Raw genomic sequence first — 24,900 nt, forward strand, 5'->3', positions numbered from 1 at the left:
TCCTTTTCGCCGGTGCGTGCGTGGCGTGCCGCTGACCGCATCCGCCGTCACGGGCCGGCTCCAATGAAGTCCGCCCTCATCGCGCGCTTTTCCGCCGAGTTCGGGCGCCCTCCCGCCTGTCTGACGCGAGCGCCCGGGCGGATCGAATTCATCGGCAATCATACCGACTACAACGGCGGCACCGTGCTGGGCGCGGCGATCGATCGGTCGGTGTGGGTCGCGTTGGCGCCGCGAAACGACGCGCAGTGGAATTTTGCGAGCGGCCAGAAAGATGGCGTCGTGCGTCTGCGCGGCCCGGAGTTCGTCCGCCAGAGCGGCGACGCCTCTTGGGTGAATTATCCGCTCGGCGTCCTGCGTTCATTGCAGGCCTTCGGGCTCAACGCGCCCACCGGTTTCGATTACTTGGCGCTGTCGGATCTTCCACTCGGCGCGGGACTCAGCAGCAGCGCGGCCATCGAACTTGCTTCGGCCTTGGCGTTCACGCGGGCCGCGGGCGCGGAGCCCGACCGCGAACGGCTGGTGAAGGCGGCGCGCGATGCAGAAAACTCGTTTGTTGGCGTGCCGTGCGGGATCCTCGATCAGGGCGTCTCGGGCTTCGGCCGCAAAGATCACCTGGTCTTCATCGACTGCCGCGGTCCGCGATTCGAAACGGTGCCGCTCCCCGGCGACGCGCATTTCTGGATCTTCAACACGCATACGAAGCACGCCTTGGTCGACGGCCTCTATGCGGCGCGGCACCGTGAATGTATGGAAGCCGCGCGCGCACTGGACGTGGCGTTGCTGGTCGACGCGCCCGCCGGCGCACTGGCGGCCAGCGCCGATCGGATTCCGCCGGTCGCGGCGAAACGCGCGCGGCACATCATCGACGAAATTGCGCGGGTGGGGGCGACGGTCACCGCGCTGCGGGCGGGAGATTTGGCCGCCGTGGGACGGTTGCTCACCGCGTCGCATCGCAGCTCCCAGACGCTTTTCGAAAACAGCACCGTCGAGCTCGATTTCCTCGTGGATCAGCTCGTTGACGCGCCAGGCGTCTACGGTGCCCGGCTTACCGGCGGTGGTTTCGGTGGAGCGGTCATGTCGCTGACGTCTCCGAAATTTGGTGACACGCAGGCGCGCACCGTGGCCGCGGCGTATGAGCGGCGCTTTGGGGCGAGCCCCGACATCCTGCATTTGCAGACCGCCGACGGGGCGGAAATTCTCTGAGCCGCCATGCACCACCCGCTCCTGTGGTCGCTCCGTGTCCGGCTCTGTGCACTCCAGGCGCACATTCGCGATACTGTCATCGCGGCGCGGCGGCGGCAGTCCGGCAAGTTTGCCCGCGTGGCGGGCGTGACGGCAGCCGACACAATTTATCACATCGATCGCGTGAGCGAACACGCGATCCTCGACTGGTTCGAGCGGGAGTGGCCGCGCACGGCGCCGGTGGAATTGGTGATGGAAGGGCTCGAAGGTGGCGCGGTGACCTTTCCGCGCGGGACGCCGGTGAAGCACACGCAGTGGAAGTGCATTCTCGATCCGATCGATGGCACGCGGGGAGTGATGTACGACAAGCGGTCCGCGTTCATTCTCGCGGGACTCGCGCCGCAGCGAGGCGTGCGCACCCATCTGGGCGACATCGTCGTGGCGGTCATGACGGAGTTGCCCACGAGCAAACAGGATCGCGCGGATCAGCTGAGTGCGATCCGCGGCGAAGGTGTGCTCGCCGTGACGCACGATCTGGCCAAGGGAACCAAGCGGCGCTGGACGCCGCGTCCGTCACGCGCGCGCGGGTTTGAACACGGCTTCGCGTCGCTCGCGCGCTTTTTCCCCGAGGGCAAGGCGCTGCTCGGCGCGGTGGAGGAGGCGCTGTGGCGCGAGTTGGGTCTGCTCGGCAAGAACGGCGGCCAGTTGGTGTTTGACGACCAGTACATCTGCACCGGCGGGCAGCTGTTTGAACTCATCGCGGGCCACGATCGGATGCTGGGTGACCTGCGGCCGGCTGCGTACGCGAAACTCGGATACTCGGCGGCGTCGCTGTGCTGCCATCCGTACGACATCTGCACCGCGCTGATCGCGCGCGAGGCGGGCTGCGTGATCGAGGCACCGGCGGGCGGGACGTTGCGCTTGCCGCTCGATACGACGACGCCGGTGGCGTGGATGGGTTATGCGAACCCGGCGCTGGCGCGGCTTGTCCGGCCTGTGTTGCGCCGAATCATGGCGGCGCACTTCTGACCGGAATAATTCAGTTGCCCGCTTGTCGCGCGAACGAGAGGCAAGAGGAAGCAGCTCTTGCGTGACGATGGCCGGGATACAGCGCAGGCCGCCTTTCGTATTCCTCCGAAATTCGAGTCCGTTCGCGTGATTCGCGGGCTTTCCTTGGCCTCATGCCAAGAAGGCTCAGAACAGCACCGCAATTTCGGCGAACCAGCGCAGCGTCGCGTCGCGGAGCAGCAGAAAGTAAAGCGCACCGGCGATGGCGAGCATCGGGCCGAAGGGCACATGCGCACCGAAGGCGAGCGGCGCCGCTTCACCTTCGGGCGTCTCCGAGGGCGGGGCGACGGCGGCGCGGCGGCCCGTCGCTTTCTCGACGATGAAGGCGATCGCAAACCAGACGGTGCCGACGATGGCACCACCGAAGACGGTGAAGACCGCGCCCTGCCAGCCGCAGAAGGCGCCGATGGCACCGACAAACTTCACGTCGCCGAAGCCCATTGCTTCCTTGCGCAGGATGGCCTCGGCGATCAGCGCGATCCAGAGCACCACGCCGGAGCCGATCAGCAGTCCCTGCAACGACGCGGCGCCGGCCCGCAGGCTGTCCACCAGGAAGAAGTCACCCTGCTGTCCGTGCAACGCCGGGACCAAGCAGGAGAGCAAGACACCGAAAACACCCAGCCCAATGGTGAAGACATCGGGAATGATCATGTGATCGAGATCGATGAAGGTCGCGGCGATCAGGCAGCTGACGAAGATCCAGCCGCACACCGCGACCAGCGGCGTGAATTTCAGCCAGCACGCGACGAAGAGAGCGGCGGTGAGCAGTTCCACAAACGGATAACGGAACGAAAACGCCCGGCCGCAGCAGCGCGCGCGACCGCGCAGGATCATCCACGAGAGAATCGGAATGTTGTCGCGCCACTGGACCGGCTGGCCGCAGGCGCAGTGTGAACCGGGCGTGACGATCGATTCCTCTTTCGGCAGGCGATAAATGACGACGTTGAGAAAGCTCCCGACGCAGGCGCCGATGAAGAACGCCGCCACGGGGAAGAACCACGGAAACGCGGCGGAAAATTCGGCGTAGTCGAAAGCCATCCGGCGCGATTTGAACACGCGCCCGCCAAAGCTCACGAAGAAAGTGCGCGGTGAACCGCGTCGGGCTCGCGGTTTACGAACTATTACAGGCCGAACGCCGCGCGCGCCGCCTGATTCATGGCCGGCGCGGTTTGGCTCGCAGGGATGCCGCTCCAGATTTCGAGCGCCTTGGCGCCCTGGTGCACGAGCATGCTCAGGCCGTTGGCATTCGGCACGCCCAGCGCCGTCGCCTGCCGCAGCAGCGGCGTTTGCGGCGGGTTATAGATCATGTCGAACACCGCCGACGGCCGCGGCAGCGCGGCGAGATCGATTGGACTCGGATCGGTGTCGCGCAAGCCGGCGCTGGTGGCGTTGATCACGAGCGCGCCGACGGGCAGATCGGCCGGGGGCGTCGCCGGCGCGAAGCCTCGCACCGGAATACCGTTCGCGACCGGGGCGAGCGTGGCGAGCAGGGCGTCCAGGTTCTCACGCGTCCGATTGGCAATCGCGAGCGAAGCGCAGCCCTGCTGCAGGCATTCGACGGCGGCACCGCGGGCCGCGCCGCCCGCGCCCAGCAAAATGATGTGGCTGCCGCGGAGCGTGCGACCGAGCGTTTCGGTCACGGCGGTCGCGAGACCGTAGCCGTCGGTGTTGAAACCCTGCCAGCCGCCCGCGCTCCAGCGCAGCGTGTTCACCGCACCGACCGGCCGCGCGGCGGGATCGACTTCCGCGACGCGATCGAAGGCGATGATCTTGTGCGGCACCGTGAGGTTCACACCGCGAAAATTCCTGGCGTACAGCAGCTCGAGCGCGCGCGGCAGGGTGTCCGGGTGAATGTCGAACCGCACGTAGTTCCAGTCGGCAAAGCGGGCGTGTTCGCGGGCGAGGCGGGCGAGCGCGGCGTTGTGCATCGCCGGGCTGATCGAGTGTTTGATCGGATGACCGAGGACGGCCAGGGCGGTGCCGGGACGCGACCACGTTTCAAGATCGCGCAGCTCGAGGACGGGGGCGGATTCAACCATGGTTCCCGTTTACATACCGGGACTCTTTCGTCTGCGGCGAGGGCGAAGTGCGCCGCAGTCGCGACGTCAGGTCGCGTGCTTTTCGTGGGTCGCCTCGAACTCCTCGACGAAGCGGGCAAACAGCCGCGCGCGCTCCGGCTCCCCGGCGGTCGTGTAGTGATTCACGAGGTTGCGGCAGCTGCGGCAGAGGACTTCGCGCACGGGGGTCGGCGCGAGATCGCTCGGCTTCGGGACGATGTTGTTCGCGCGCAGCAGATCGAAAATTTCCTCGGCATCGCGAAACACGCCGCGATCGAAGGGATCGATGAAGAAGGGCAGTTCGTCGACGAAGCAGCCGACGATGAAATGGCCGGGCAGGCCCACGGGTTCGAGGTCGAGGTTGAGGCGTTCGGCCACGAGCAGGTACACGATGCTCAGCGAAAGCGGAATGCCGGTCCGGCGTTCGAGCACCTGATCGAGGAAGCTGTTGCGCGGATCAGTGTAGTTCTCGACGTTGCCGTGGAAGCCCCATTCGTGAAACAGCACGCGGTTCAGCACGCGGCATTTTTCCCGCGCGGACGACGGCTCGACGATCAACTCGCGGCAGCGCGCGGCAATCGTGTCGAGCTGCGTGCAGCAATCCCCGGCATCGAGTCGCGGTGACACGGTGCGGGCGAGGAGCAGCGAGCCGGATTCGAGCTCGTAGTTGAGCGAGCGGATGAAGCCGCGGAAGTCCGCCACCGGATCGGAAAATTTCAGCTCGTCGAGAAACCAGGTGGCGTGACGGGCGAGGACGCGATTGGAGCCGCGGGAGACTTCCTGCAGGAACGGAGCGGACGCGGGACCGAGGGCGGTAAAGCGGGCCAGCAAGGCCCGGCGCACGGCCGGACTCGGATCGTCGAGCAGACTCAGGAACGCCTCACGTTCTCCCGCGCCGAGGATTTCGATTTCCACGCCAGAAAAGGAAAAACGTTTCCCGGGCGGCGCAACTGGTAAAGGTGCGCGCCGGCGCGAAATTTTTGTTGCGCGCACCCGTTTCGCGCCGCGTCGGGGCAGTGGGCGAACGGGCGCTTTTTGCAGGTGCCGCCGCTGACTAAACGGCCGCCGTTTCGCGGGCGCCAAACAGGGCCGTGCCGACGCGCACGATGGTGCTGCCTGCCGCGACGGCGATGGCGAGATCGCCGGACATACCCATGGAAAGTTCGCGGAGCGGCACGCCGAATTTCGCGGCCAGTTCGTCACGCAGCGCGCGCAGGTTGGAAAAGGTGCGTTCGGCGTGGCGGGCGATTTCCTCCGGGGTCGGACCCAGCGGGGCAATGGTCATGAAGCCGTCGACCTGCAGGTTCTTTTTGGCGAGCGCTGATTCGAGCAGCCGGGCGGCCTCCGCCGGCTCGGCACCGAATTTGGCGGGGTCATTGCCGGCATTGATCTGTAGCAGAATGGGCATCGTTTTGCCGGCTTCGGAACCGGCGCGGTCGAGATGCATGAGCAGTTTTTCGCTGTCGACGCTTTGGATGCGGTCGAAGTGCTGGACCGCGACCTTGGCCTTGTTCGATTGCAGGTGACCGATGAGTTCCCAGCGGAGGGCGGGAAACGCCGCCGACGTCTGGGCGCGTTTTTCCACGCCTTCCTGCACGCGGTTCTCGCCGACGCTGCGCAAGCCGTAGCGGGCGGCATAGTCGGCCGCGGCGGCCGGATGCGTTTTTGTCACGGCCTGCAGCTCCACGCTGGCGGGGTCGCGACCGGCTTGCGCACACGCATCGGCAATCTGGGCGCGGATGGCGTCGGCGCGGCGGGAGAACTCGTCGTAATCGATCAACATTAGTTTAGAAAATCTACTTAAGCATTTACGGCGACAGCGCAGTTTCTAGTGTGACCCCAACAACGCCAGCTAATCATGCAGATCGAAAACTTCAAAATCTTCGCCGATTTGGTCGAAACGAAGAGCTTTTCAAAATCAGCGAAGCTGAACGGTATCACACAATCGGCGGTGAGCCAGCAGGCGCGTGCGATGGAGCGGCACTTCAAGACCCTGCTCATTGATCGCAGTCAGAAACAGTTTCAGCTCACGCGTGAAGGCACGCGGGTTTACGATGCGGCGAAAGAAGTCCTGCACACCTACGAGAAGCTGCTCTCCGAGTTGCAGGAGATGAAGAAGGTAATCAGTGGCACGATCCGGATCTCCACGATTTACTCGATCGGCCTGCACGAACTGCCGCCGTTCATCAAAAAATTCCTGCACGATTTTCCCTCGGTGAATGTGCGGGTCGAGTACCGGCGCTCGAACCTCGTGTACGAGGACATCCTGCACAACTCCGTCGACTTCGGACTGGTGGCGTTTCCGGTGAAGCAGCGGCAGATCGAAGTGCTGCCGTTCCGCAACGATCACCTGGTGTTGATCACGCATCCGCAGCATCCGCTGGCGAAGCGCACGGACATCGAGGTCAAGGACCTCGCGGGGCAGAAGTTCATCGGGTTCGACCCTGACATCCCGACGCGCAAGGCCGTCGATATCATCTTCCGCGAGCACAAGCTCGAGATCGAGCCGGTGATGGAGTTCGACAATATCGAGACGGTAAAACGCGCCGTCGAAATCGATCATGGCATCGCCATCGTGCCGCAGGCGACCGTCGCCCAGGAGCACAAGCAGGGCACGCTCGCGGTGTTGCATTTCAAGGGCAAGGAGTTCACCCGGCCGCTGGCGATCCTGCACCGCAAGGGGCGCGTGCTTACGCCGGCGATGAAGAAGTTCATCGAAACGCTCGGACTCGATCTCCCCGAGATGCGCGAATCCTGATCCGCTCGCGCGGAATCGGGGAAGAAAATTTGCGGCGGACGCTCTGATTGGTAGCGTTGGCTGCTGCCGACTCTCACTTCATGAATACTTCTGTCCTCGTCTCCTCTGTTTCAGTTGCCGCGCTCATGTTGGTCGTCGCCGGTTGTGCTCCCAAGGAGAGTCCGGCACCCAAGGCCGCGGCTTCCGCTTCGGCACCGGCAAAGTCCCCGGCTGCAACCGCCGCCATGGCCGTCTTGCCGAAATTGGGCGCGGCGCCGGCGTGGACCCTGCCTGATCTCGCGGGCAAGCCGGTGAATTTCGAGCAGTTCAAGGGCAAGGTCGTCGTGGTCGATTTCTGGGCCACGTGGTGTCCGCCGTGCCGGGCCGAGATTCCCGGCTACACGGAATTGCAGGCGAAGTACGGCAAGGATGGCTTCGTCATCATTGGCATTTCCCTCGATCAAGCGGGCCCGGACGTCGTGAAGGCCTTCGGCGAGAAATACAAAATCAACTATCCGTTGGTGATGGGTGATGACCGCGTCGTCGCGGCTTTCGGCGGCGTCGAGGGCATCCCGACGACATTCCTGATTGATCGCACCGGCCAGATCCGTGACCGCAAGGTCGGCGCCGAGGAAAAGGACGAGTACGAGAAGAAGATCGCGGCGGTGATGGGCGAGAAGGCCTAAGCCTCAGCGCGGACAGGTGAAAGGTAAACGGTGAGGGTTGAAAGACCCGAGCAGGATCGGTTGGCCGTTCGGGTTTCGATTCGTCCTCGGCCGGAAAATTTTGTCCGCGGACGCGCGGTGGACGTCGAAGTCGTACCCGGCGAGGCGGTGGCGCGGATTTCGCGCGCTCGGTCCTGAAAAGCAGAAGGGGCCGGCGATAACCCCTTAACGCCGGCCCCAGTTTTTTCTGTTTCCAGCCTTTCGGCTGGTTTCACGCTACCCAATACCCTGCTTGGGCAGGATGGTTTTAATTTAGCAATGCCCGTGCCAGCCGTGCGGGAAACTCCGGCCGATTTTAGTCCCGGGCAAAATGGGTGACCTGTGACAGCTGATCGGCGATCATCCGGTCGCTACGGCAGCGCGGCACCTTGAACTGGCCGCCCCATTGTTTGCGGAAGCGAAGCCAGTGTTCAAATACGCCCGGCATGACGAGTCGCACGAAGGGCGGATCGATGGTAGAGGCCTGGCGCGCGGCCGCGTACTGGGGGTTGGCCCGCTGGAGCTCGGTGTCCAGGTCGGTGGCCATCTGCGGGCCCGTCGGCGTCGAAACGGTGCCGGGCCGGAGTTCAACCCACCATTCGTGCCGGCCGCGGTGCTGACGGGTGAACGAACTGCCGCCCGTGTGCAGCGGCGCCACGTGGAAATTGACGATCGTCCAGCCGCGGCGCTGGCACACGGCTACCAGGGCGTCGCACGCCTCGCGCTCGCTGATGTTTTCCGCAAAGGCGTTCAGGCGTTGCTTGAGGCCGCCGATGTAAATCACCCGCGCGGGCGCCGTGGAGGTGAAGCGCACGATGTCACCGACCAGATAGCGCACGAGTCCGCCGGGCGTGGTGATCACGAGGGCGTAGTCGACCCCGGCCTTCACGCCTTCCAGCGGCAGCGCCTTTCGGCCAACGAGTTCAGGGGGCGTGTCGTCGAGATCGGCGAGAGGGATGAACTCGTAGAACACCCCCTGATCCACCATGAGCCGCATGCCGCGACTGGAGTCCGCGTCCTGGGCGGCGAAGAAACCTTCCGAAGCGGCGTACACTTCGTGAAAGTTGAGCGCCGGACCGAGCAGCACGCGCAGTTCGTTCGCGTAGGGGCCGATGAGCGTGCCGCTGTACAGGTAGCACTCCAGATTGGGCCAGAGACCGGCCAAATGGGTGATGCGCCGGCGCGACGCCGAGGCGTGTTCGCGCAACGCGTGCGCGAGAATCGTGACCCAGTTGGGCAGGCCTGCGATGAGGGTGATGTCGGCACCGGTCGTCCGCTTGGCGATCGCTGCAATCCGCTCGTCGAGGTCCTCGAGTTGGCCCACGCCCGTGCCGGGTTCGTAAAGGTGTTTTTCCGCCCAACGCGGCAGACTCAGCGCGGCAATTCCGCTCATCTCGCCCGCATAGGCCTGCTCGGCGCCGGGCGTGCCGATCGGTACCAGCCGGGTCGGGCTGCCGAAGAGCAGGTGGCGACCGCGGAAGGCGCCGGCGTGGCGAACGCGCACATTATAATAGAGCAGGGCGTCGTGACCCGCGCTGCGAAAGTGCGTCAGCAGTTCTTCCGTCACCGGCAGCCGCTTCGGTTGACCGCTGCTGGTGCCGGCGGACAGCGCAAACAGCGAACAGCGTCCGGGCCAGAGCACGTCGGACTCGCCGCGGACCATGCGATCAATCGCGGGAATCAACTGCTCATAAGTGGAAACCGGCACCTTGGTGCGAAACGTGGCGTAAGGCATCCGGGCCTCTACGCCCAAGCCCTTCCAGTACGAGGCCCCGGCGAGGCGTGATGTAAGCTTCGTCAGGGCAGTTTGCTGGGCGACGGGCGCGGTCCGGTTCTTGCGCAAATGCCATTCGGTCGCCGCCGTCTTGAGGCTGACGCGAAACGTGGAGAAACATTTGGGCCAGACCGGCATCGGCAGTAGGTGTAGTAGCGAGTTCGGGTGGTTCGCTGCGGCAAGCGAATAAACACGTAGGCGTGGTTTGTTACGCGGTGTTAGCCAACGGTGCGTCTGCCGCGCGGCTCGCTTGCGCCCGGACGGCTGCTCCGCTCTGAATCGCCGGCTCCCACCCTTCATGCCACTTCCCCCGATTCTCTTTGAAGACGATGCGCTCGTCGCGTTCGACAAACCGAGCGGCCTGCTCGTGGCGCCGGATCGCTGGGACAAGAAGCGCGAGAACCTCATGGATCTCGTCCACACGCATCCGCGGTTTGGACACACGGTCGCGAATGTCCATCGGCTCGACGCCGACACCAGCGGCCTCCTGCTCTGCGCGAAAAACAAGCCCGCGCTCGATTACCTCACCGGCCAGTTTCAATCCAAGACAGTTGGAAAAAAATACCACGCGCTCGCGGTCGTGCTGCCGCCGGAGCACGCGATGAAAGTCCTCGCGCCGGTGCGCGACGCCAGCGGCACGCTGCCCGATGCGTTCACAATTGAGGTCGCGCTGGGCGAGGACGAGCGCCAGCCGGGCCGCATGCGGGTCTTCAAGGGCCGCGGTGGCAAGGAATGCGTGACGGAGTTTCGCACCCTCGAGCGGTTTCGCGGTTCCACCCGGCCACCGCCGCGCGGCAGTGCGTCGATCGCGGTTGCCGCAGGGTTCGTCTTCATCGAATGCCATCCGCTCACCGGTCGCACCCACCAGCTGCGCGTGCATCTGGCCGCCGCCGGCGCCCCGATTCTCAACGATCCGTTTTACGGCAACCCCGACATCACGCTGCGGCTGTCCGACCTCAAACGCGGCTACAAGGGCCGCGACGATGAGAAGCCGCTGATCGACCGGCTGGCGCTCCACGCGAGTGAGCTCACGATCAAGCATCCGGTCACGCGCGAGCCCTTCGTCCTGCACGCACCGCTGCCGCACGAGTTCGAGGTGGCGTTGAAATACCTCCGGAAGTTTGCCGTCACCAAGGCGTGACCGCCGTGTGCGCCGGGAGCGCAGGCCTCCGGACTGCACCGGAATTGACGAAAACCTTCTGCAGGCGGGACGCCTGCGCTCCTGCGCTCCCGGTGCTTGCGGTCGCGCCGCAAACGGTCGAGGGTTTCATTCCGCCCGACGGCCACCCTGCACCTGCCCCTGTCTCCATCGCCGGCCCGGCTGGCGTATCCGTTTTTCCCCTATGAATCACCACCACCTGACTCGTCGCGAAGCTCTCCGCACCGCCGCCTTCGGCGCCGCCGCCCTGCCGTTCCTGGGCTCCGCGGTATTCGCCGCCGATGGCGCGAAGGCACCCAAGGCCGAAAAGGCACCGGCACCAACCCTGTACCCGCCCTCGTCGCCCGACGGCCGGGAAAACGGTCTCCGTCTCGGCGTCACGTCGTACTCGCTGCGCAACATGTCGCTCGACGACGCGATCGCCACGGTGACGGCGTTGCGCCTGAAAAACATGGCGCTCTTCAAGAATCACTGCAACTGGGAGACGGCATCCGTTGACGAATGCCGCACCGTCGGAGCCAAGCTCAAGGCCGCCGGCCTCTCGCTGACCGGTTCCGGCGTGATCAATCTGCCGAATGACGAGGCGAAGTGCCGTCAGGCGTTCAACAACGTGAAAGCCGCCGGCATGCAGTCGATGGTGTGCAAACCCGAGCTCGCCGCCCTGCCGCTCGTCGAGAAGCTGGCGAAGGAATACGATCAGAAGCTCGCGATTCACAACCACGGTCCCGAGGACAAGGTGTACCCGACGCCCGAAGTGATCTGGAACGCCGTGAAGGGACTCGATGCCCGCATCGGCTTCTGCATCGACGTGGGGCACACGCAGCGGTTCGGCGACGACGCCGCGTCCGCGATTCGCAAATACGCCGCGCGGGTGTACGACGTGCACATGAAGGACAGCGTCGCCGTTGTCGGTGCACAGCGCGATGTGCCGGTGGAAGTCGGCGCCGGCCGTCTCGACATTCGCGCGATGCTCCGCGCGCTGCTCGACATCAAGTACAACGGCACCGTCACCTTCGAGTACGAGAAGGTCGCGGGCAACCCGGCCATCGGCCTCGCCGAGTCCGTGGGCTTCGTGCGCGGCGCGCTCGCGGCGATGGCCAAGTAAGTTAGCCGCGGACGTTGGCCGGATCCTTCAACCCACCTCCACCCCATGAATCGTCTGTCCAACGTCCTCGCCGCGGCGCTGCTCGCCGGCGCCGTCAGTCTGACCGCCGCCGAATCGCCCGCTCCCAAGAAAAAAGGTCCCGCGCCGGTGAAGGGCGAAGTGTCCGGCGGCCTGCCGCCGGATGCGCGGCGTCTCGCGCTCGGCGATGCCGCACCTGAGTTCAAGCTGCTCGGCATCGACGGCCGGCAGCACACGCTGGCCGACTACAAGGCGGCGAAGCTGCTCATGGTGGTGTTCCTCTCGAATCACTGTCCCTATTCGCATGCCGCCGAAACCCGGCTCATTCCGCTCGCGCAGGAGTTCAAGAGCAAGGGGCTCGAGGTCGTGGCGATCAATCCCAACAGCCCGGACGGGATCCGCATCGATGAGCTTGGCTACAGCAAGTACAACGACAGCTACGAGGAGATGAAGCTCTACGCGAAGGACGCCGGCTTCACCTTCCCGTATCTGTACGATGGAGACCACCAGGTCGCGGCCAAGGCCTACGGCTGCCTCGCCACTCCGCACGTGTTCCTCTTCGATCAGGAACGGAAGTTGCGCTACGTCGGCCGCGTTGATGACTCGCGTTTCGAGGACCTGAAGAGCGTCACGTCGCACGATGCCCGCAACGCCGTCGTCGAACTGCTCGCCGGCAAACCCGTCACCACGGCGAAGACGATCGTCATGGGCTGTTCGACAAAGTGGAATTCGAAGCGCGACGACGTCGCCAAGGCCGATGAGAAGTGGAAGGCCGAACCTGTCGCGCTCGATCTGATCGACGCCGCTGGCGTGGCCGCGCTGGCGAAGAATTCCTCGAACCGTCTTCGCTTGATCAACGTGTGGGCGACGTGGTGCGCGCCGTGCGTCGCGGAGTTTCCCGAGCTGGTGTCCCTCTCCCGGCGCGTCGGCAACCGCGACTTCGAGATGGTCACGATCAGCATGGACGACGCGAAGATGCAGCCGCAGGTGAAACGCTTCCTCGAACAGCAGCACGCGGTGCCGTCCGCGCGGTTGAAGAAGCTGCTGGCAGCGGAGGGCCGCGGCGCGCTGAACTACCTTTATACCGGTGCGAGCAGCGACGCGCTCGTGCAGGCCCTCGATCCTGAGTGGCCCGGTCCGCTCCCGCATACCATCCTGGTCGCGCCCGGCGGCAAAGTCGTTTTCCGCCACAACGGCGCCGTCGATCCCGAGGTGCTCAAGCGCAAGGTAATCGAGCTGCTCGGACCCTACTACACGCCCGAGGAGAAGCGCTGAGGGTCGAGGGCAATTGAGGGTTGAGGGCCGCACCGGTATGATCGGGTGGCCCGCGAATCACGCGGAGGGACGCGAATGAAACGAGGGCGAAATCCACCCTCGTCTCGCGGTGAACCTGATGGGCTTGGAAGGATTTTTCCTCTGAGATTCGCGTCCCTCCGCGTGATTCGCGGGCGATCCTCTCACCACGTCCCGCGCAAGCCACCCGTCACCAGCCGCGGCGTACCCGTGTTCACGATACCGTCGGCGCTGCGTCCGGTTTCAATCCGGGCGTTGCCGAGGTTCTCGGCGCTGATCCAGACATCGAGGCGTTTTGACAACGCGTAGCTGACGCTGAGATCGGCGACCACGGCCTCGCCCAGCCGGAGCTGATTCTCGTCGTCCTCGAACTGCTGGCCAAGCCAGCGCACCCGCGGCGTGACCGTGAGACCGGCCGGCGCACGCCAGACGGCCGCGATGGTGGCGCTGCGGCGCGGCACCTGCGCCACGCGGTTGCCGATCAGTCCGGGCGCAATCACGGCGCGCCGCACCGTGGCGTCGTTGAAGAGCGCGGCGGCATTGACCGAAAGATCCGCGTGCGCGCGCCACGTCGCCGCGAACTCGAGGCCCTGCGTGCGCGTGCGATCCAGATTGAGACGCTGCCGGCCGAGGCCGCCGGCGGCGAGCGTGCCCACGATGGGAAAGGTGCCGGGACCGCGGGCGATCGTGACGTTTCCGACGGCGTCGTGAAGATCGTTCCAGAACACGGTCGCGCCGAGCATGAGCGGACCGGACCGGTCGGCGGGCGTAACCCCGTGCTGAGCGTGGGCCGGCGCGATCGCCGGAGCGAACGGCGACCACTCGGCGCCGAATTCCGCGCTCGTCACACGCTCGGTGCGCAGCGCCGGATTGGCCTCCGTGACATTCGCGCCTTGGCGGAATGGCCGGTAGAGTTCGTTCAACGTCGGTCGGCGAAACGCCTGCTGCGCCGCGCCGTGCACGCGCGTCGTTTTCGCCGGGTGCCAGACGAGGCCCGCGCTCGGACTCAGCTCGGTGCCATCGCGGTCCGCGTAGCGATCATCGCGAAAGCTCGCGCCGGTCGCGCGGTCGGTCTCGCGCCGGTGACCATCGGCGTCCTTCCACGCGTCGAGCCGCAGTCCGGCGGTGACGTGCACGTCCCGGGTGACGGGCTGCTCGTGCAATGCGAACACGCCGCCCACGGTCTGACGGCCGCCGGCGACGCGCAGCCGCGTGAAGTTGCCGGCGACAAACGTGAAGTGCTCGCGCGTTTCGCCGCGCACGGTGCGCGCATCGCCGCCGACGCTCGTGCGGCCGCCCTCGCGCTGCGACCACACGCCGGTCCACGCGGCACCGAAGGCCGTCGCGGGTACGGCGAACTGATCGCTCGCGGGTGTCTCGGCCGTGCGGGTTGCGTTGACCCCGCTGAACGTGCTGGCGAACGATTGATCCTGCGCGTACGCGACCGCGTTCCACGCGAAGTGTTCGCCGGGTTGGCCGGCGAGCGCGATCGAGCCGAACTTCTCGCGCGATCCATTCCGCTGATACGGCGTGCCGTTGCCGCGAAATTCCTCGGAGCCGCGGGCGGTGGCGGTGAGGGCGAGGCTCTGCCCGATCGGGTGGTGCCACCGCAGCGTGAGCCAGCGATGCCGGCTCCACGCCGCCACATCGATCGCGCCGCGGCGCTCTGGGGCGACGAGGGTAAAACCATCCCTGCCGAACGCGCGGCCGAGCAGCTGCAGCGAGTCGTTGCCCACGGCCTGCGTGGTCACGAACTCGAAACTGCGCGTGCCAAAATCTCCGATCGTGGCCGCCGCGCGACCGTGATTTCCGCGCAGAAACGTCGCCGGTGCCGATGCCGCGGTCACGGGCTCGCGTTCGTCGCGTGGATTTTCCACCGGCAGCGTGAAGAGCTGCGCCACGCCGCCGAGCGCCGCATTGCCCCACGCGGTGGCCCCACCGCCGGGCACGAGCTCGGCGCGGGCGAGGCCTTCACGCGGGACTTTCGTCCACGCGACCCAGCCGCCGAAGGGATCGTTGAGCGGGACGCCGTCGAGGACGATCAGCGAGCGGCTCGCCCCGCTGGGACCGAGGCCGCGAAACGACACGCCCTGCGCCGTGGGATTGGCCGTCAGGCTGTCGCTGCGGCGAAACAGACTGAAGCCCGGCACCGAACGCAGCGCGCCGTCGAGCGTGACGGCCGGCGTGCCGCGCAGGAATTCGGCGTCGAGGGATTTGACGGAGAACGCCACCTGATCCGGCGACTGCGGCGTGCGCGCGGCCGTGACGACGTAGGTGTCGAGGTTTTGCGCGGGCGCCAGGGCGGCCGCCGCCGGCGTCGCAGGTTGGGCGAGGGCGGTCGCCTCGTTTATTCTCGTGGCGACGAGAAGGAGCAGCGGCAGCGCGCGGCGGGAAAAGTTCACGGGTGAGGACGGGAGGATCGAAGCGATGCGGTCAGGGCGCGCGGCGGGCGGCGATCTGGGCCGGTGTGACGTCGGAGGTGCGCGGCGCGAAATTCTTGCGCAGATACGTGATTACGCTCGCGAGGTCAGCGTCGGACAGGACCGCGAAAGGCGGCATGACGTTGGAGAATTTCTCGCGGTCGGCGGGCAGCACGGCGGCGGGGCCCTTGAGCAGGACGTCGATGAGGCGGGCCGGATCGCCCGCGACCACGGCGCTGCCGGCGAGCGCGGGTTGCATGCCGGGGACGCCGCTGCCGTTCGGCATGTGGCACGCGGCGCAGACCTGTTGGTAGATTTTTCCGCCGGGCGTGTCGGCGCCGATCGGAGCGGCGACTTGCGCGGTGGCGAGGACGGCGGCAGAGCGGGCGCGGGGCGTCATGTCACCGGTGTAGATGACGCGCCAGATGCGGCCCTTTTCGGTCTCGCCGATGTAGAGCGAGCCGTCGGGACCAACGGCGACGCCGGCGGGGCGAAACCGCGCGTCGCGGGTATTGGTGAATTCCTCGACGCCCGCGAAGCCCTCGGCGAAGCGTTCGTAGGTGCCGCGCGGCAGGCCTTGGGCATCGAAAGGCACGAAGCACACATTGTAGCCGGCCTGCGATCGCGGGGCGCGATTCCACGAGCCGTGAAACGCGATGAACATGCCGCCGCGGTATTTCTCGGGAAACTGCGTGCCGGCGTAGTGCGCCATCTGAATCGGCGCCCAGTGGGCGGGGAAGGCGACGACGGGCTTGTCGTACGGGTCGGGCTCGATGCGCTTGAAGTTGTCGCCGCCATATTCCGGCGCGGCCATGTGCGCCTTCTTGATCGGATCCCAGTAGCTGTACGGCCAGCCGAGATTCGAACCTTCGCGCAGCAGGTGCATCACCTCGGATACGCGCTCGGCGTTGTCGAGTTCGTCGTAGTGGATCGGGTCGACGACGTTGAGATTGTCGCGGCCCATCTGCGCCATGAAAAAATGCCTCGAGATCGGGTGAAACTGCAGCGCGAGCGAATGGCGGTGTCCGGTTGAGAAACGCATGCCGTCGGCCTGCGTCTGGTTGAGCTTCGTCGCGTCAAAACGCCAGAAGCCGCCGTAGGTTTTCTGAAACGCGGCGACTTCGGCGTCGGTCTTGCCCTTTGCGCCTTTGCGGCGATCGCCGTCGCTGAACACGTTGAACGGCGAACCGATTTCCACCAGCAGCCGGCCCTGCTCGTCGAAAGCGAACGCCTTCGCATCGTGATCCTTTTCGGCCGGCAGGTCCTTGATCACCATCTGCATCTCGCCCGACGGTACGAGTTCGCCGGGGATATATTTGTAGCGATAGATCGCCGTGCGGCTCGAATGATACAGCCAGCCGTCGTGAAACATCACGTGCGTGCCGCCGTCGCCCGGCCCGAATTCCTTGATGAGATCGGCGCGGCCGTCGCCGTTCGTGTCGCGCAGCGCCCAGATCAGGCCGAACTTGCCCTTCGCGTAGAGATCGCCGTTGGGCGCCACGGCCAGGCCGCGGAGTTTCTCGGGGGAGTTGCCGACGCGTTTGGCGAGCACGAGATTGTCAGCGACGACGAGCGCACGAAACCCGGGCGGGAGCGAGATCGCGCCGTCATCCGGATCGGGCGCGGGCAGACCGGCCGCGGCCTGCAATGCCGACGTGAGCGCGAGGGTGGTCAGAACGGCGAGCGTGGCGGCGGAGGGAAGGCGACGCATAGACCTTCACGCTGGCGGTGCGCGGGGGCGGGGCAAGGGGTGGTTTTGCGATCGCGACGGAAAAAACCTCGCGCGAGTGGCGCACCGGTCCGCTCGAAGACCAGCGGTGCGGCGGTACCGGCCGACATTCCCGCGAGATTAGGCTCGGCAATCGTCCCGGCATTTGGGATGGGTGGACTTCCGCGCACGGCGCGGAGAACCTATGTCACTTTGGGAATATAAGGTAATTACGAGCGGGAAAGGTGGATTCGCCACGCCCGCCCTCCTGGAGAAATTTCTCAACGACCTCGGCCGCGACGAGTGGGAGATCATCCATTTTCAAACTCCGCCGGACAATTTCCTGGCCTTCACCGGCTTGGTGCGGCGTTCGACCCAGCGGGATTGGACGCTCCAGGATGCCGCCGCGGCCGCCGCGAAGGCCGAGGCCGACAAACTGCGCGTCGAGTTCGAGGCCAAATTCAAGGCCGCGGCCAGCAACGCGCCCGCCGGTGGCACCGAGGAACGCGCCCCGAGTTTCCTCGAGGAAAAGTCCGCGCCCGACGACGGCTTCCGCAAGCCGGTCGACACCTCGCGCGACGACGATCCCGAGGTCGCCGACGACGACAAGGACGACTGGGACAAGCTCACGGCGGCGGAAGAGGAAGAGCTCCCGTCGTTCTTCGATGCCATCAAGCCGCACATGCGCCGCAATCAACGCGGTCCGGGCATGTCGGTGGGCGTCGATTACCTCGCCAAGAAGTGGGACCAGAACGAGGACGACCTCAAGGGCGCGCTCGAAGAGTGCGGGTTTGTCATGCCGGTCGACGAGGACTCCAAGGCGGAATACCTCGAATACGACGGCGATCTCTACTGGCTGAACATCAATCGCCGCGGCGAGCTCTGGATCAACACCAAGGAAAAGCCGCGTCCGGTGTTCCGGCCGGTGAAGGGCGCCCGGGTCGAGATCGAGGCTCCCGCTCCGAAGGAAGATTCCCGCCACGCTCCCGAGCCGAAATCGGTCGAGGAGAAACAGGTCGGCGACGCTGCCTCGGAACAGCCGGCCGCCGAACCGTCCGAGGGCCGTCCGCCCAGAAAAGAGGGTTCGTCCTCGCGTCAGTCAGGTGCGCCGCTCCCCGAAGGTCCGGCCCTGCTGGACAAGATTCGGCCGCACATGCGCCGCAATCGTCGCGGCCCCGGCGGATCGGGCAGCACCACCTTCCTTTCCCGCGCGCTGCGCACCAACGAAGAGACCTTGAAGGCCGCCTTTGTCGCCCTCGGTCTGACCGTCCCCACGACCGCCACCGAGAAACCGGTGTACGTCGAGATCAGCAATGATCTGTGGTGGTTGAATCTGGATTCGCGCGGTGGTCTTTGGATCAACGGACGCGAAAAGAAGTCCGGCGAAACCGTGGCGTCGGCCAACGAAGCGGCCGTCGAAACGCCGGCTGAGGCCGTTCCCGGCGCGACCGGCTCCGAGGTGCCACCCGCGACCGATGCGGCGCCGGCTAACGTCGTTGAAGCGACCCCGCCAGGCCTGGCTGCGGCTGCTGATTCGGTTCCGGTGGTCACCGGCGATTTGGTGGCGGGCAGTTCCACTCCGATTGAATCGGCCCCGACGCCGGCGTCTGATTCCAACCTTCCCCCGGCGCTCGCCGCGGTCCGCTCTTTCCTAAAGGAGACCCGCACCGGCGCTCACGCCGGCAAGATCGAGCGCCTCGCCGAAGAGGCCGGGAAACCGGCTGACGCGTTGCTGGCCTCCCTGGTGGACGCCGGACTGAAGCTGCCCGAGAAGCCGCGCGAAAAGCCGGCCTACCTTGAGCACGCGGGCGAAGTCCATTGGCTCAGCATGAACGCCAAGGGTGAGATCTGGCTCAACGCCAAGCCGGCCAAATTGGCGGACAAGGACGGCGACGAGGGCGAATCGACGGACGACAAGCCGAAGCGTGGCCGCTCGCGCAAGGCCGACGGCGAAGGCGCGAAAGAAACGGATTCTCCGCCGGCCGACGCCAGTTCGATCTGAACCGGCATTGCCTCGGTTTCGTCGGCGACTTAGAGCCACAGCACCATGAATCCACGCTCTGCTGCTGTGGGCCCGGCGGGCGCGCCCGCCGCGACGAAGAAGAATTACATGATCACGCAGCTCGACACGGTGCCCGCCGTGCCGTGCCCGTGCGGCCAGTCACGCCGGGGGTTTGCGACGCCGGACAACGCGCTCGCGACGATTCACCTCGTGGACATCTCGATCGATGCGAAGACGCATTATCACAAGCAGATGACCGAAATCTACCTCGTGCTCGAGGGCGAGGGCTTCATGGAGCTCGATGGCGAGCGGATCGCGGCGAAGCCGATGATGTCGATCTTCATCAAGCCCGGTTGCCGCCACCGGCTTGTGGGAAAATTCCGGATCGTGAACGTCGCGATCCCCGCCTTCGACCCGCGCGACGAGTGGTTTGATTGATCGGCGAACGGAGCACCAAGCAGGTGGCCCACGGAACACACGGAATACACGGAAGAGGTCAGATTTCCGTGTATTCCGTGTGTTCCGTGGGCAATCTCTGGCTCAGGGTTTCTTCTCGCCGAACGTGACGCGCAGGTAGGTCAGCACCGCCTTGCGCTGCAGGGGAGTGATCATCGCGCCAAACGGCGGCATGCCCTTCGATTCGACGCCCTTCGCGATGATGTCGAGGAGCTCCGCGTCGGTCTTTGCCAGCCGGGTCTTGTCGTCCACGAAATTGGCGGCGCCGCCAACGATCCCGCGGCCGTCGGGCTGGTGGCATGCGACGCAGTACAACCGGTAGATTTTCTCGCCGCCGGCCCGGAGTGCTTCCGGCGAACTCGAGGCGGCAGTGGCTTCCTTGGCGCCCAGCGACGTCTCTTCCGGCAACGGCAGGCGCGTGGTGCCGCCGACGGTCGTCTCGCCATTCAACAGCCGGTTGGCGGTGTAGTAACCGAGCGGATTCGCGATCGGCGCGCCGTCCCGGCTGCGTAAGGTGGGCACGGATACCTCGTAAACGAAGCCTGGCTTCAGCTCCGCCAGCACGAGCTCGGCACTGCGTCCGTCCGCCGCCGCGATCACGTCCTTCACCCCGACGCGCGCCTCGTCGATCCACGGGGAACCGTACTTGTAGTGGTAGTAGTAACGAAACCGGTTGATCTCAAAACCCTCGGCCCTCGCGATCGTCTCCGCGCTCATCGGCTGCGTGAACGTGATCCGCAGCCCGCGCTCCGTGATCGCAATGTCCTTCATCTCCGGCGTGTCCTTGCCGTCCCAGGTCACGCGCTGGATCCCGTCCTCGCCCGCGCCCCAACCAGCGGTCGATCCAAGGTAAAGGCTGCCGTCGGGGGCGAACGCCGAGCGTGTGAAGCCGGACTTGAGTTTGTCGCCGGTGACAAACGGCGCGGACTCGTTGCGGCCGAGAAACGCGAAACACGCGCCCTGCCACGCGCCCGCGACGCGTTCGAGGGTCGCGCGCACGACGAGGCGACTGTAGTCGCCCGTGAACACCTGGCCGGCGAACGGCCCGAATTTTCCGTTGCTGGTGTCCCACACCGGCTCGCCCGGCGACACGCCCATCGGCCCGTGCGGAAACACCACCGCCGGCGTCTTCGTCCGGCGCCACAGCGCTTCCGTCGTGACGGTCGCGGCGTTGTATCCGGGTTCCCATTTCACGCTTGCGGCGTGGCCGTGAAAGTCGCCGCGCGCCACGTGCAGCAATCCGGTGCTCGGCTTGTAGTCCCCCTGGTTGTCGGTGACGAACAGATCGCCGCCCGGACTGAGCCCCATGCCGTTTGGCTGTCGAAAGCCGTTCGCAAACGGTTCGAACGATCCATCGGGTCCGATGCGCACGACCCAGCCGCGCCAGGGCGTTTCCGCCCGGTGCCCTGATGCCTGGAGCACATCGGACGTGTCGCGCGGACCGCGGGTCGCCCGGATCGGCGGGGCGTTCTTGTCGCCCTGGGACTCCAGCGACGGCGCGCCGAAGAAATGGCCGGAGGCATCGCGTTTCAGCCCGAAGAAAAACTGGTGATAGTTCGTTTCCAGGCCCCACTTGCCGCCGAGCGACGTGAACGTCTCGGCCCGGCCGTCGCCATCGGTGTCCTCCGCCTTGAGCAGTTCAGGCCGGTGCGCGACGTACATCACGCGCTCGGACTCGACTACTATTCCGGTCGGTTCGTCCAGCCCGCGCATGAACAGCCGCCACGCGCCCGCCTGATCGCGAATCCAGACCTCACCGAAACGCGTGGCGATCACCAGGCCTCCCGCCGGGGAGAACGCGAGACCGTACACGCCGCCGCGGATGGCCGGCGGCAGCGGAATGTTCTCCACGACGTAGCCGGCGTTCGCCGCGGGTGTGGTTGCAGCGAGCAAGGTCGCGCCGACGGCCAGCAGTCCGGTGCGCAACCGGGAGCGCAGACGTCCCGCCTGCAGGTTTGAATGAGCAGGCGCGACGCCTGCGCTCCCGAGGAAAGCGTTCATGGTTTTTCCTTTCGCAGCGGAAGTTCGATCACGCGGACGTCGTTGCTCTCGCGTTTGAGTTCCACCGGCGGCCGGCCCTCCACGACGTGCCACCATTTCGCGTCACCGGCGCCGGCGAGCGTGATCCGGCAGATTAGAGCCGCGCCGTCCGCGCGGGCGCGAATCTCTTCACGCACGGCGACGCCGTCCACGGTGTAGCGAAATTCCACCGCGTCCGCGCGCAGCGTGTAGCCGGTGAACTCGACCACCGGCGGGCGCGTCGGATCGCCGCGGCGCAACGGCGCGGCTCCGGTTTCCTGATACGCCACGGGTCCGAGCAGCTTCACTGACGCGATGAACTTGCCCGGGCCGGGACGCGCCGGCGTGAGATCGAGAAAGCCGCCGGTCCACACGTAGCTGACGCCGCCGCGCACGGGATCGAAGCAGAAGTTCACGCCGCCGGGCAGGCCGATGGCGAAACTGCTCGGGCCCGCGTCGAACGGCATCGCGATGCGCTCGATCTGAACCTCCGCACGCGCGCACGCGGCGAAGGCGAGGGCGAAGCTGGCGAGAAGCGGACCACGCAGGAGATTCATTGCCGTTTCGTGATGAAGACGAACGTGCCGAGCTTCGACGCCGTGAGCACATCGGGCACCTTGTCGCCATTGACGTCGGTCGCGACCACCTGCGTGCCCAAGCCCGAGGCGTCGTCGATCAGCTTGGGCAGAAACCTCGCTCCGCCGGGTGCGCTCTGGTCGCGCCGCAACAGGAACGCGTAGTTGACGGGCGTGGCCATCGGCTCGACGTCGCCGGTCGGACCGTGCGCCCAGCGGCGCTTGCCCGTGACGACATCCGGCAGCCCGTCGCCGTCGAGATCGGCCAGGGTCAACGCGTGCGGCTGCGAAAATGCCACGCCGTACTTCGCCTCCTCCTCGCGCGTGCCCATCAGCTTGTGCTCGGTGAAACCGATGGCGCCGCTGGCGTCGCGCGTCTGTTCGAACCACGAGACGCCCCAGCCGTGCGCGTTCATCGCGGTCACGATGTCGTTGCGGCCGTCGCCGTTGACGTCGGTGACGAGGATCTGCGCGCCGCCGCGATCGCTGCTGAAGGTGAAGGGATGTTTTTTCCACAGCGTGCCGGCGGGCGATCCCTTGGGCGGCTGCTCCCACCAGCCTTCGTTCAGCACGAGATCGTTGCGGCCATCGCCGTTGATGTCGCCGATGCCTTCGCCGTGATAGTAGTGATTGAAGTCGGCCTTCTCCGTCACGGCGACAAAGCGCCACGGTTTGGTCGGTGCGGACCAGTCGGGCGTGTACCAGCCCCATTGCTTGATCTTGTCGTTCGCGGTCTGGCCGGAGATGGAAACGATCTCGGGTTTGCCGTCGCCGTCGACGTCCTCGAACAGCGGTGCCTCGCCGAAGACGCGGTTGGACACGAAGTGTTTTTTCCAGCGGGCGTCCGGCTTCGTCGCCTCAGCCGCGCCGGGATTCTCATACCAGAATGCCTCGTGAAACAGCACGCGGCCCAGCACCAGGATGTCGACCTTGCCGTCGCCGTTGAAGTCGTACGGGAACGTGAACATCGAGTTGGTGGGATTCTTTTCCAGCACCTGCGGCACCGGATCGTAGAACGTGTGCCGCGTCTTGAAATCCGGGCCGGCGTACCAGAACGGTCCCGCGATGATGTCGCTGTGGCCGTCGCCGTTGATGTCGGCGGCATTGACCCCGTCGCACCAGTATTCGCCCGTAAGCGTGAGTTTTTGAAAACCGATCTCGCGCGGGGCCGCGTGGAGGGCGAGGCAGCCGAGGGCGAGGGAAAGGAGCGAGACGGGGAGGGTCTTCATGGGGTGGAGCGGGCGTGCGACGGCACGACGCTGGAGAGCGAGAAAAGACGCGCCGCGCGGGCGGGCAAGAGGGAAGGGATCGGACCGGGGCGGCGCGCTCGCGTCGTGACGCGCGCAATGCCGGCCGATCGGCCCGGCGGCTTGCGTCGGGGCGGCGATCGCGCGAAACTCAGCCTGCGCATGAAAACACCCCGCCTGCCTTCGCGTCGCTCTTTCCTGGAAACGCTTTCGTTGGGCGCCGCGGCGCTCGCGCTCACTCCGCGGGGGCGCGCGCAGGCGGCCGGCTCTGCACCGGGTCGCAAGCTCGGAATCGCCCTGTGCGGGTTGGGCGGCTACGCGACCGGCCAGCTCGCGCCGGCGTTGCAGCGGACGCAGCTTGTCGAATTGCGTGGCGTGATCACGGGCTCGCGGACGAAAGGGCAGCAGTGGGCGCAGAAATTCGGTTTTCCCGAAAAGAATATTTACGGCTACGACACGATGTCGCGGCTGATCGACAACCCGGACATCGAAATCGTCTATGTCGTCACGCCGAACGCGCTGCATCCCGAGCACACGATTGCGGCGGCGTGGGCGGGCAAGCACGTCATCAGCGAGAAGCCGATGGCGACGAGCGTGGCCGACTGCAACGCGATGATCGCTGCGTGCCGCGCGAACAAGGTGAAGCTCTCGATCGGCTACCGGCTGCAGTTCGAGCCGCATTACCACGAACTCAAGCGGCTCGCGCGCGACCGCGACTTCGGTCCCTTCACGACGATGAGCGGCGGGCTGTCGTTCACGATGAACCGGCCGCAGTGGCGCGCGGAGAAGAAGCTCGCGGGCGGCGGGCCTTTGATGGATCTCGGGATCTACGCCGTGCAGGCCGCGTGCATGGCGGCGGGCGGCGGTGCGCCGGTGGCGATCACGGCGCGCGAACTGCCGAAAAAGCGGCCGGAGTTTTTCCGCGACGTCGAGGAGACGATTGAATGGACGATGGAGTTCGCCGGCGGCGCGAAGGGGACCTTTTCCACCAGCTACAACCAGGGCCTCGATCGTTTCCGCGCGGAGGCGGCCGGCGGCTGGATCGAGTTCGCGCCGGCATTTCCCTACGGCAATCTGAAGGTCGCGACGAGCAAGGGGCCGCTCGCGCTCGACGTGCCGCCGAGCCAGCAGGCGATCCAGATCGACGATTTCGCCCGGTGCATCCGCGAGAACCGCGAGTCGTCCGTATCGGGAGAAATGGGACGCCGCGACATGCTCATCATCGAGGCGATCTACGCGTCCGCCGCGCAGGGCGGAAAGCGGATCGAAGTGAAGTCCTGAGGGGAGCCCGGAGTTGAGAGCTGAGAGTTGAGTGTTGAGTGCAAATCAAGCGGCGGGAAATCCGATCGGTCCTGCTCTCTTGAGCGCGTGAGTTG

The 24,900-nt window shown here is 66.0% G+C and carries 20 protein-coding genes; 10 read left to right on the top strand and 10 right to left on the bottom strand.

Annotation, left to right across the window (positions count from 1 at the left end; genetic code table 11):
- Positions 1-63: 63 nt before the first annotated feature.
- Together galK and ACLJEU_RS01470 are read left to right on the top strand one after the other, a co-directional pair.
- Positions 64-1,203, top strand: coding sequence for a galactokinase (galK, locus tag ACLJEU_RS01465; protein WP_414663442.1), 1,140 nt, complete (start codon positions 64-66; stop codon positions 1,201-1,203).
- 6 nt (positions 1,204-1,209) lie between these two features.
- Complete coding sequence (locus ACLJEU_RS01470; RefSeq protein ID WP_414663441.1) at positions 1,210-2,211, top strand: inositol monophosphatase; 1,002 nt, start codon at positions 1,210-1,212, stop codon at positions 2,209-2,211.
- Positions 2,212-2,376: 165 nt separating this feature from the next.
- Here the strand turns inward: ACLJEU_RS01470 and ACLJEU_RS01475 are convergent, their stop codons facing one another.
- The 4 genes from ACLJEU_RS01475 to ACLJEU_RS01490 form a co-directional block, all read right to left on the bottom strand.
- On the bottom strand, positions 2,377-3,288 hold the full coding sequence (locus ACLJEU_RS01475; RefSeq protein ID WP_414663440.1) for a prepilin peptidase: 912 nt from the start codon (positions 3,286-3,288) through the stop codon (positions 2,377-2,379).
- A gap of 83 nt (positions 3,289-3,371) precedes the next feature.
- Entirely contained in the window at positions 3,372-4,289 is a 918-nt protein-coding gene (gene aroE, locus ACLJEU_RS01480) for a shikimate dehydrogenase (protein WP_414663439.1), read from the bottom strand.
- A gap of 66 nt (positions 4,290-4,355) precedes the next feature.
- The gene (locus tag ACLJEU_RS01485; RefSeq protein WP_414663438.1) at positions 4,356-5,222 is read right to left on the bottom strand and encodes a transglutaminase-like domain-containing protein; all 867 of its coding nucleotides are present in this window, start codon (positions 5,220-5,222) and stop codon (positions 4,356-4,358) included.
- A gap of 139 nt (positions 5,223-5,361) precedes the next feature.
- Positions 5,362-6,090 carry a YggS family pyridoxal phosphate-dependent enzyme gene (locus ACLJEU_RS01490; protein ID WP_414663437.1) on the bottom strand — a complete coding sequence of 243 codons (729 nt, stop codon included), beginning with the start codon at positions 6,088-6,090 and terminating at the stop codon, positions 5,362-5,364.
- Between the two features lie 75 nt (positions 6,091-6,165).
- Here ACLJEU_RS01490 and ACLJEU_RS01495 point away from each other — a divergent pair, with 75 nt between their 5' ends.
- Positions 6,166-7,065, top strand: a complete 900-nt coding sequence (locus tag ACLJEU_RS01495; RefSeq protein WP_414663436.1) for a LysR family transcriptional regulator — start codon at positions 6,166-6,168, stop codon at positions 7,063-7,065.
- Between the two features lie 80 nt (positions 7,066-7,145).
- Positions 7,146-7,730: a TlpA family protein disulfide reductase gene (locus ACLJEU_RS01500; RefSeq protein WP_414663435.1), complete on the top strand. Its 585-nt coding sequence runs from the start codon at positions 7,146-7,148 to the stop codon at positions 7,728-7,730.
- A gap of 334 nt (positions 7,731-8,064) precedes the next feature.
- Here ACLJEU_RS01500 and ACLJEU_RS01505 read toward each other — a convergent pair whose 3' ends face one another.
- Positions 8,065-9,660 (bottom strand): GH3 family domain-containing protein, encoded by a 1,596-nt coding sequence (locus ACLJEU_RS01505; RefSeq protein ID WP_414663434.1) that lies wholly within the window; start codon positions 9,658-9,660, stop codon positions 8,065-8,067.
- 160 nt (positions 9,661-9,820) lie between these two features.
- Between ACLJEU_RS01505 and ACLJEU_RS01510 the strand changes: the two genes are divergently transcribed.
- The 3 genes from ACLJEU_RS01510 to ACLJEU_RS01520 all read left to right on the top strand — a co-directional run bounded on the left by ACLJEU_RS01510 (position 9,821) and on the right by ACLJEU_RS01520 (position 13,079).
- On the top strand, positions 9,821-10,663 hold the full coding sequence (locus tag ACLJEU_RS01510; RefSeq protein ID WP_414663433.1) for an RluA family pseudouridine synthase: 843 nt from the start codon (positions 9,821-9,823) through the stop codon (positions 10,661-10,663).
- A gap of 202 nt (positions 10,664-10,865) precedes the next feature.
- Entirely contained in the window at positions 10,866-11,786 is a 921-nt protein-coding gene (locus ACLJEU_RS01515; RefSeq protein ID WP_414663432.1) for a sugar phosphate isomerase/epimerase family protein, read from the top strand.
- Between the two features lie 45 nt (positions 11,787-11,831).
- Complete coding sequence (locus tag ACLJEU_RS01520) at positions 11,832-13,079, top strand: redoxin domain-containing protein (RefSeq protein WP_414663431.1); 1,248 nt, start codon at positions 11,832-11,834, stop codon at positions 13,077-13,079.
- Positions 13,080-13,261: 182 nt separating this feature from the next.
- On the opposite strand, the gene ACLJEU_RS01525 is transcribed toward ACLJEU_RS01520, so the two are convergent.
- Together ACLJEU_RS01525 and ACLJEU_RS01530 are read right to left on the bottom strand one after the other, a co-directional pair.
- Positions 13,262-15,499, bottom strand: coding sequence for a TonB-dependent receptor (locus ACLJEU_RS01525; RefSeq protein WP_414663430.1), 2,238 nt, complete (start codon positions 15,497-15,499; stop codon positions 13,262-13,264).
- A gap of 31 nt (positions 15,500-15,530) precedes the next feature.
- Complete coding sequence (locus tag ACLJEU_RS01530; protein WP_414663429.1) at positions 15,531-17,228, bottom strand: c-type cytochrome; 1,698 nt, start codon at positions 17,226-17,228, stop codon at positions 15,531-15,533.
- Between the two features lie 202 nt (positions 17,229-17,430).
- Here ACLJEU_RS01530 and ACLJEU_RS01535 point away from each other — a divergent pair, with 202 nt between their 5' ends.
- Positions 17,431-19,227, top strand: a complete 1,797-nt coding sequence (locus tag ACLJEU_RS01535) for a hypothetical protein (RefSeq protein WP_414663428.1) — start codon at positions 17,431-17,433, stop codon at positions 19,225-19,227.
- Positions 19,228-19,272: 45 nt separating this feature from the next.
- Positions 19,273-19,665, top strand: a complete 393-nt coding sequence (locus ACLJEU_RS01540) for a cupin domain-containing protein (protein ID WP_414663427.1) — start codon at positions 19,273-19,275, stop codon at positions 19,663-19,665.
- A 102-nt stretch (positions 19,666-19,767) separates the two neighbouring features.
- Here ACLJEU_RS01540 and ACLJEU_RS01545 read toward each other — a convergent pair whose 3' ends face one another.
- The 3 genes from ACLJEU_RS01545 to ACLJEU_RS01555 are packed head-to-tail and all read right to left on the bottom strand — an operon-like array spanning position 19,768 to position 23,506.
- Positions 19,768-21,684, bottom strand: a complete 1,917-nt coding sequence (locus ACLJEU_RS01545; RefSeq protein ID WP_414663426.1) for a c-type cytochrome — start codon at positions 21,682-21,684, stop codon at positions 19,768-19,770.
- Positions 21,681-22,259: a DUF6797 domain-containing protein gene (locus tag ACLJEU_RS01550; RefSeq protein WP_414663425.1), complete on the bottom strand. Its 579-nt coding sequence runs from the start codon at positions 22,257-22,259 to the stop codon at positions 21,681-21,683. The genes ACLJEU_RS01545 and ACLJEU_RS01550 overlap by 4 nt, the downstream gene beginning before the upstream one ends.
- The gene (locus ACLJEU_RS01555) at positions 22,256-23,506 is read right to left on the bottom strand and encodes an FG-GAP repeat domain-containing protein (RefSeq protein WP_414663424.1); all 1,251 of its coding nucleotides are present in this window, start codon (positions 23,504-23,506) and stop codon (positions 22,256-22,258) included. The genes ACLJEU_RS01550 and ACLJEU_RS01555 overlap by 4 nt, the downstream gene beginning before the upstream one ends.
- A gap of 180 nt (positions 23,507-23,686) precedes the next feature.
- Here ACLJEU_RS01555 and ACLJEU_RS01560 point away from each other — a divergent pair, with 180 nt between their 5' ends.
- The gene (locus tag ACLJEU_RS01560; protein ID WP_414663423.1) at positions 23,687-24,805 is read left to right on the top strand and encodes a Gfo/Idh/MocA family protein; all 1,119 of its coding nucleotides are present in this window, start codon (positions 23,687-23,689) and stop codon (positions 24,803-24,805) included.
- Positions 24,806-24,900 lie beyond the last annotated feature (95 nt).

This window comes from Terrisphaera buseokensis, from assembly GCF_047521145.2.
Taxonomy (GTDB): Bacteria; Verrucomicrobiota; Verrucomicrobiia; order Opitutales; family Opitutaceae; genus ER46.